The 8036-nt window shown below is 70.1% G+C and carries 5 protein-coding genes and 2 pseudogenes; 3 read left to right on the forward strand and 4 right to left on the reverse strand.

Annotated features, from left to right (window positions below):
• On the reverse strand, positions 1-1946 hold a 1946-nt coding region (locus BMG07_RS43650; protein ID WP_269759826.1), incomplete at its 3' end, for a serine/threonine-protein kinase.
• Between the two features lie 11 nt (positions 1947-1957).
• Positions 1958-3270: pseudogene (locus BMG07_RS38490) on the reverse strand (hemolysin family protein).
• A gap of 23 nt (positions 3271-3293) precedes the next feature.
• Between BMG07_RS38490 and BMG07_RS38495 the strand changes: the two are divergent.
• Positions 3294-4133, forward strand: coding sequence for a symmetrical bis(5'-nucleosyl)-tetraphosphatase (locus BMG07_RS38495; protein WP_198088892.1), 840 nt, complete (start codon positions 3294-3296; stop codon positions 4131-4133).
• Between the two features lie 40 nt (positions 4134-4173).
• Here BMG07_RS38495 and BMG07_RS38500 read toward each other — a convergent pair whose 3' ends face one another.
• Positions 4174-5745, reverse strand: coding sequence for a M20/M25/M40 family metallo-hydrolase (locus BMG07_RS38500; protein WP_198088893.1), 1572 nt, complete (start codon positions 5743-5745; stop codon positions 4174-4176).
• 139 nt (positions 5746-5884) lie between these two features.
• Here BMG07_RS38500 and BMG07_RS38505 point away from each other — a divergent pair, with 139 nt between their 5' ends.
• The gene (locus BMG07_RS38505; protein WP_198088894.1) at positions 5885-6802 is read left to right on the forward strand and encodes a LysR family transcriptional regulator; all 918 of its coding nucleotides are present in this window, start codon (positions 5885-5887) and stop codon (positions 6800-6802) included.
• A gap of 31 nt (positions 6803-6833) precedes the next feature.
• Here the strand turns inward: BMG07_RS38505 and BMG07_RS38510 are convergent.
• Positions 6834-7546 (reverse strand): annotated as a pseudogene (locus BMG07_RS38510) (GNAT family N-acetyltransferase).
• 96 nt (positions 7547-7642) lie between these two features.
• Between BMG07_RS38510 and BMG07_RS38515 the strand changes: the two are divergent.
• Positions 7643-8036: GntR family transcriptional regulator (locus BMG07_RS38515; protein WP_198088895.1), on the forward strand; the 394-nt coding region annotated here is incomplete at its 3' end.

Raw genomic sequence — 8036 nt, forward strand, 5'->3', positions numbered from 1 at the left:
CGCGCGCGGCGCGACGCAGCGGGGTCGAGCAGCGCGGCGTAGCCGTCCAGCGCGTGCAGCACGCCGCCCACGCGCTCCTTGGCCATGCCGGTGCCGCTCATCACGCCGGCCAGCGCCTCGAGGCTGGGCACGGCCTTTTCGGTGAGCGCGACGATGCCGGCGGCCACGGCGCAAGCGTCGTCGGGCGAGTCCATGCAGATCACGTGATCGCCCAGCAGCTCGCGCCAGCGGCCCTCGCAACGGCGGCGGCGCTGCGCATCGGGAATCAGGAAGAACAGGTGCGTGGTCTCGGCCGCAGCGGCGATGACTTCCTCGATGGGAATGTCCTCGTCGAGCTTTTCGCCGATCAGGCCTTCGATCTGGTGGCGCGACACGGCGGGGTACGGCAGCTCGTCGCCCGTTACAAACAAATAGCCGCGCTTCTTGCGCTTGACCCAGCAGTCCATGTCGGTGTGCTGCGCCATGACGTAGAAGGCCAGCTCGTAGCTCTCTTCGCCCGAACCGCCACCGCCGCCCTCGAGGTAGCTCCAGGTGAGCCACTGGTCCATGAGGTTGGCGGTCGACTCGAACTGGCCGACCTGCAGCGGCGCGTGGTCGGAGGTGGCGTCGCCGATGGCCATGAACAGCAGTTGCGGATCCGGCACGCCGCAATCGGTCAGCAGCTTCATGAAGGTGGGCAGCTCCTTGCGCGCCAGGGTCTGGGGGATGTCGCCCATCGACCCCGTGACGTCGAGCGCGAACACGATGCCCAGCGAATTCGGGTGGTCGGCGTTGTCGCGCGACTCGCGCACCTTGAGCCCCTGCGGGTTCATCAGCGCGTGCGTGGTGCGCTGGGTGAAGACCTCGGCGCCGGGCTTGGCGGCGCGGTCGGCAATGAGGGCCGTGTGGGCGGCATGCGAGTAGTTTCCGTAGCCCATGAAGTGACTCCTTGCTGGATGCGTGAGGTGACGTGACGTGGTGTGAGGCTCAGGCGCCGGCGGTGCGCGGCGCGGGATCGAAATGAACGAACTGCGTCGCGCCGAAGGTTGGCGCGACGCGGCGGACAGCGATTGCTCGATGCCCTGCGCGCCCAGGCGCTGGCAAGCGGCGGCGTCTTCGCTGCACTGGCGCAGCAGGTCGGCCAGCGGTGCGGGGGTGCGGGCGCCAACGCCGGGCTCACCGGCCGCGCCGCCGTGCAGCAGCGCGCGCACGGTCCAGGCGCTTTGCATCAGGTCGCGTGCGGCGGCCGCCGCGTGGGCCGAGCCGCTGGCGTGCTGCGCGCGCGACCAGCCGATCAGCAGCACGCCGTGGTCGCGCGGATGCACGAGCGCATGCGCGGGCGACAGGTCGCGGTGCGTCCAGCCGGCGCCGTGCACGAAGGCCAGCACCTCGAGCATGCGGCGCCAGATCCACACGGCATGGCGTGGGTCGATGCCTTGCGGGTTGGCTTGCACCACGTCCTGCAGGCTGCCCCAGAAGCCGGTCGGGTGGCGCAGCACCAGCGCCTGGCGGGCACCGTCGCCCAGGCCTTCGGCCACGCCGGTGCCCAGCGGCTGCGGCAGCCGGCGCGTGAAGTAGGCGGCACCGGCAATCGACAGGTCTTGCAGCGCCTGCAGCACCGCGGCCTCGCGCAACAGCACGCCGTTGGCGGCGGCGTCGCGCGCCAGCTTCAGCGTGACACGCTCGGGCAGCGCGCCGAGCCGTTCGGCCAGCAGCACTTCGCTGTGCTCGCCCGTGGTCAGCGGCGCCAGCACGCGGTAGCGCGCACCGCGCCATGTGAGGATGCGGCCGCCCGGCACGTCGGCATTGGCCCGGCGCAGCGCCGCGCGAAAGCTCTCGCGCTCGACGGTTTCCGCGCCGCGCACGACGGTGGCGCCGCAGTAGCTGCAATTGACGGTGCGCCAGCGCGCGGCGCGCGGCAGCGGCGCGGAGCATTGGGGACAGCTCAGGGCAAGCAGCGACAGCATGGCCGCCTTTCTCAGTCTTCCGTGCCGGGCGCCGAGGCGTCGGGCGACGCCAGCACGCGGTCGATGCGGCGGCCTTCGAGCGCGACGATCTCGAAGCACCAGCCGGCGCAATCGATGTGCTCCCCCACCTCGGGCAGATGGCCCGACACCGACATCAGCAGGCCGGCGACGGTGTTGTAGCGCCCGCGCTCTTCATCGGGCAGCTCGCGAATGCCCAGCCGCGCGCGCAGCTCGGACACGGGCATGAGCCCGTCGAGCTCCCACACGCCGTCGGGCCGCTCGCGCGCCCAGGCGTCGGTCTGCATGCCGGGCTGCAGCTCGCCGGTGATGGCTTCGAGCAGGTCGCGCGGGGTCATGAGGCCCTGCACCACGCCGTATTCGTCGACCACGAACACGAGGCGGCCGGCGCGCGCGCGGAACTGCTCCAGCAGCTCCATGCCGGTGAGCGTCTCGGGCACGAACACGGCGGGCGTGGCTTCCTGGCCCAGCACGCCGGCGTGCGCGGCGCCCAGGCGCAGCAGGTGCGCCACGCTGATGACGCCGACCACGTCGTCCAGCGAGTTGCGGCACACCGGGTACCACGAGTGCACGAGGTTGAGCGTGGCCGCGTCGGCCACCTTCTGCAGCGCCTGCTGCACGGTGAACGAGGCGTCGAGCCATTCGATGTCGGCGCGCGGGATCATGAGCGACGACAGGCGCCTGTCATCGAGGTGAAACACATTGCGCACCATCTGGTGCTCGTGCTGCTCGATGCGCCGGCGTCCACGCCCTCTTCGAGGCTGGCCGAGATTTCTTCCTCGGTCACCGAGCGGGCCGCGTTGGCGTCGATACGCAGCAGCTTCAGCGTGGTGGCGGTGGCGCCCGCCAGCAGCCACACGAAGGGCTTGGCGCCTTTGGCCAGCCCGCGCATGGGCCGCGACACGAAGCGCGCCACCGGCTCGGGGTAGAGCTGGCCGATGCGCTTGGGCACCAGCTCGCCGAAGATGATGGTGAAGAAGGTGATGCAGGTCACCACGCAGGCCGTGGACACGATGCTGGCCGTGCCCGCGCCCATGCCGACCGACTCCATCCACACCGCCAGCGGCGCCGCGAAGGCGGCCTCGCCGACGATGCCGCTCAGCATGCCGATGGAGGTGATGCCGATCTGCACCGTCGAGAGGAATTGCGTGGGCGACTCCATCAGCTTGAGCGCGGCGGCCGCGCCGGTGTCCCCCGTTTCGGCCAAGGCCGCGAGGCGGGCGCGGCGGCTGGTGGAAAGGGCCATTTCGGACATTGCGAACGCCGCGTTGAGCGTCGTCAGCAAGGCCAGCAGGAAGACATCCATGAACTGAGGGGGAGAATGAGGGAATGTCACTTTACTTGATTGGCGACCTGCAAGGCTGCGACGCCCCCCTCGGGCGGCTGCTCGACAAGATCGATTTCTCGAGCCGCGACACCATCGTGCTGCTCGGCGACCTGGTGAACCGGGGCCCCGATTCGCTCGCGGTGCTGCGCCGCGTGCAGGGCTACGGCGCTTCGGCGCTGAGCCTGCTGGGCAACCACGACCTGCACCTGCTGGGCGTGGCGCACGGCGCGCGCAAGATGGGCCGCAAGGACACGCTGGCCGGCCTGCTGGCCGCGCCCGACAGCGAGGCGCTGCTCGACTGGGTGCGCAGGCAGCACATGGCGCTGCACATGCGCATCGGCGAAGGCGACCTGCTGATGGTGCATGCGGGCGTACTGCCGCAATGGACGGTGGGCGACACGCTGGCGCTGGCGGCCGAGGTCGAGTCGGTGCTGCGCGGCCCGGCGCTCGGCGATTTCCTGCTGACGATGTACGGCAACGAGCCGGCCGAATGGCACGGCACGCTCACGGGCAACGCCCGCCTGCGCGCCATCGTCAATGCGCTGACGCGGCTGCGCTTTTGCACGCCCGACGGCGTGATGGAGTTCGAGGCCAAGGACAGCGCCGCCACCGCGCCCGAAGGCTACATGCCGTGGTTCGACGTGCCCGGCCGCAAGACCGCCAAGGCCACCGTCGCCTTCGGCCACTGGTCGACCCTGGGCTGGCTCTCGCGGCCCGACCTGCTTTCCACCGACACCGGCTGCGTGTGGGGCGGCTGCCTGAGCGCGGTGCGCATCGGCGCGACGCTGGACGAGCGCGAGCTGATCCAGGTCGAGTGCGAGCAGGCGCAGAAGCCGGGCTGAACGCGCCTGTCTGCCTGCGCGCCGGCCTGCTCGTGCGCCGTCAGAGCGGGTGCGTCAGCAAGCTGTGGATGGTGCGCACGCCGCTCACGTAGTTGCCCATGCGCAGGTTCTCGTTGGCGGCGTGCTGGTTGTTGTCGGCGTTCACGAGCGGAATGATCGCGAACGGCACCTGCAGCACGCGCACGATCTCGGCCGTGGGCACGGTGCCGCCCATCATGCGGATGCGCACCGGCGCGGGACTGGTGCCGAAGCTGTCGGTCAGCGACTTGTAGGCCCACTTGCCCACCACCGAATCGACCGGCGAGCCCGCCGCATCGGCGCCCTCGCTCTGGTAAGAGAAGCTGGCGAGCTTGTCGTAGCGGGCGCGGTCTTCGTCGGTGGGCATGCCCTTCACGAGGTGGTAGCCCTGCTTGACGATGTGCTTCTCGATCTGCTGGCCCAGGTACGCCGCGTCGGAGTCGGGCGTGGTGCGCAGGTCGAGTTCGGCCACGGCCTTGTCGGGCACGATGTTCGCCACCTTGTCGCCCACGGCGGCCGAGGCCATGCCGCGCACGTTGAGCGAGGGGTATTGCATCGCCTCCTGGTAGTTGGCGCCGACCTTGTCGGTCTGGGCAATGCCCAGGCGGCGCTTGAGCGCCGCTTCGTCGTCGGGCACGGCGGCCATGATCTTGCGGTCGGCCTCGCCGATCTTCACATGGCTGTAGTAGCCCGGCACGGTGACGCGGCCCTGCCCGTCCTTCATCGACGCCAGCAGCGTGGCCAGCCGCTGCGCCGGGTTGGGCGAGTAGTTGCCGTAGTGCCCGCTGTGCAGCGGCACCTTGGCGCCATACACGACGAGCTGGGCCTGCGCCGCGCCGCGGTTGCCGAACACCAGCGTGGGCCGGTTGGTGGCATGCATGGGGCCGTCGTGGATCACGATGGCGTCGGTGCGCAGCAAATCGCTGTGCGCCTTCATCACGCCGGTGATGGAGGGCGAGCCTTTTTCTTCCTCGCTGTCCAGGATCACCTTGACGTTCACCGCCGGCTGGCCGCCGCCGGCCTTCAGCGCGTCGATGGCCGCGAGCATCATCATGATCGGGCCCTTGTCGTCGGCCGATGCGCGGCCGAACACGCGCCACTCGGGGTCGAGCGAGCCGCTGAAGAGCGGGGCCGAATCGATCTCTTCCCACTCGCCCTTGCCGGTCTTGCGCTTGAGCACGGGCGTCCACGGGCTCTTTTGCGCCCATTGCGCGGGAATGACGGGCTGGCCGTCCATGTGCATGTAGAACAGCACGGTCTTGCGCGCGGGGTCGCTGCCCGGGTACTCGGCGTAGAGCATCGGCTTGCCGTCGTTGGGCAGTTGCTGCGTCGTGAAGCCGCGCTTGCGGAACGCCTGCTCCAGCCATTCGACGTTCTTGCGGATGTCTTCCGGCACGATGGCGTCGTTGGGCAGGGACAGCAGCTCGAAGTACTCGCGGTAGGTGGCCTGCGCATGGCGCTCGGCATCGGCCGGGGAGAGTTCGGCCGCGCCGGCAAGGCCGGCGGTGCCGAGCACGAGCACGGGAAGCAGCGCCCGCAGGCTGTGCAGGGCTCGGGGCGAGGAAGTCTGTGGGACTGCGGGCTCGAAGGGCATGTGAAAAGTGGGTTTTGTGACGGTTTCGTGGCAGTCTAGGCATGCGCGACCTTTTGAACAATTGCCGTTTTTCCCGGATATCTTTGCGTTTTGCGCAAAGCACGGCACCGCCACCGCCCGACGCCCCACTCACCTCACCATGTCATCCCATCGCCTGCAAGAGACCTCCCTGCGCTATTTCCTCGAAGTGGTTCGCAGCGGCTCGCTGACCGAAGCGGCCTCGCGCCTGAACGTCAGCGCCTCGGCCATCAGCCGGCAGGTGGCCATGCTCGAAGAGCTGCTGGGCGTGCCGCTGTTCGAGCGCCGCCCGCGCGGCATGGCACCCAGCGCGGCGGGCGAGCTGCTGGCGGCGCATGCGCGGCGCGGGGCGCTGGAGGCCGAGCGCGTGGTGTCCGACATCCAGGGGCTGCAGGGGCTGCGGCGCGGGCGGGTGCGCATCGCCTGCTCGTCGGGCTTTGCCAACGAATTCTTGCCGCAGGCCATCGTGTCGTTCCGGGTGCTGTACCCGGGCATCCAGTTCGACCTGAAGGCCGGCAGCCCCACGGACGTCACCGAGGCCGTGCTGCTCGGCGATGCCGACATCGGCCTGACCTACAGCCGCGCCGCGGTGCAGGGCATTCGCGTGGCGCACCGCCAGGCGGCCTCGGTGTTCGCGATCATGCGGCCCGACCACGCGCTGGCCAGGCTGCGCAGCGTGACGCTGGCGCAGATGCTGCCGTATCCCCTGGCGCTCTCGGGGCCCGACAACACGGTGCGCCAGCTGTTCGACGTGGCCTGCAGCAACCGCGGCCTGGTGTTCGAGCCCGCGCTGGTCAGCAACCGCTTCGAGGCGCTGGCCAGCTTCGTGCAGCAAGGTGGCGGGCTCGCGATCGCGGGCGAGATCACGGTGCGTGACCGTGTGCGGCGCGGCGAGCTGCATGCCGCGGAGATCCGCGAGCGCGGCATGCGGGAGCGCTCGGTCGAGCTGCAGACGCTGGCCGACCGCACGCTGCCCGAGGTGGCGCAGACCTTTCTGGAGTTCCTGCGCGAGGCGCTGCCCGGGCCTGCAACACGATGACCTGTGTTGGTGTTCAGGCCCGGCTTCAGGCTCAGGACGGCAGCCGGAACTTCTGCAGCGACATGCGCTGGCGCCCCTGCGCGTCGAAGTTCTCCGGCGACAGCCAGCGCTCGAAAGCGGTGCGCAGCGCCGGCCATTCGCTGTCGATGATCGAGAACCACGCCGTGTCGCGGCCCCGGCCCTTGTAGATCACGGCCTGGCGGAACAGCCCTTCGTACTGGAAGCCCAGCCGCGCCGCCGCGCGCTTCGACGGTTCGTTGAAGTTGTCGCACTTCCACTCGTGACGTCGGTAGCCGAGTTCGTCGAAGACGAGCTTCATCAGCAGGTACTGGGCTTCGGTCGACATCGGCGTGTTCTTGAGCAGCGGCGAAAAATTGACGCTGCCGACCTCGATCGCCCCGTTGGCCGGGTCGATGCGCATCAGCGCCAGCGTGCCCACGGCGCGGCCGCTTTGCCGGTCGATGACGGCGAAGTGCATCGGGTCGGGGCTCTGGGCGAGGCGCTCGACGTGCGCCCGCGTGGTGCCGAGATCGGCGGGCCGCTCGACGCCAGGTAGGTCCAGTCGCGGCCGTCGGGCGCCTGCGCGTAGGCCGCGTGCAGGTCGTCGGCGTGCCTTGCGGCGTCGAGCGGCTCGACTGTGCAGAAGCGGCCTTCGATGGCACGGCGCGGCGGCATGGGGCGCGGGGTCCAGCCCGGCAGGTCGGGGCCGATGGACTGGCCGAAGTCGTTGGGGCGAGGCGTCATGAGAACTCTTTCGGGAAAAAACAGGAAAGGCAAAGCCGAAGCCCGTAAAGTACGCGCAACGTGGCTCCAACGAAAGCGCCACGGCGGATTCATTTCATGGTGCCACGACACACCCTCTCCCCCTCTGCCCTGCTCGAATCCCCGCTCGTGAAAGACCGCGACGCCGGCTCGATGCAGCGCCAGTTGTACGACCGGCTCAAGCGCGCCGTCCTCGACGGCAGCCTCGCGCCCGGCAGCCGGCTGCCCGGCTCGCGCGCGCTGGCCGAGGCGCTCGGCATTTCGCGCAACACCGTCACCGCCACCTACGAGCACCTGGCCGCCGAGGGCTACGTGCAGCCCGACCGGCAGGGCACGCGCGTGACCGAGCTGTCGCGCCCGTGCTGCCGCTGTCGCTGCAGCCCAGGCGCGCGGGCAAGCCGGCCGGCGTGCCGCAGACCACCGCGCTGCGCCTGGCGCAGATCAAGCCGATCGGCTCGCGCGCCGGCACCGA

The sequence above is a fragment of the Variovorax sp. E3 genome, assembly GCF_016082275.1.
Classification (GTDB): Bacteria; Pseudomonadota; Gammaproteobacteria; order Burkholderiales; family Burkholderiaceae_C; genus Variovorax.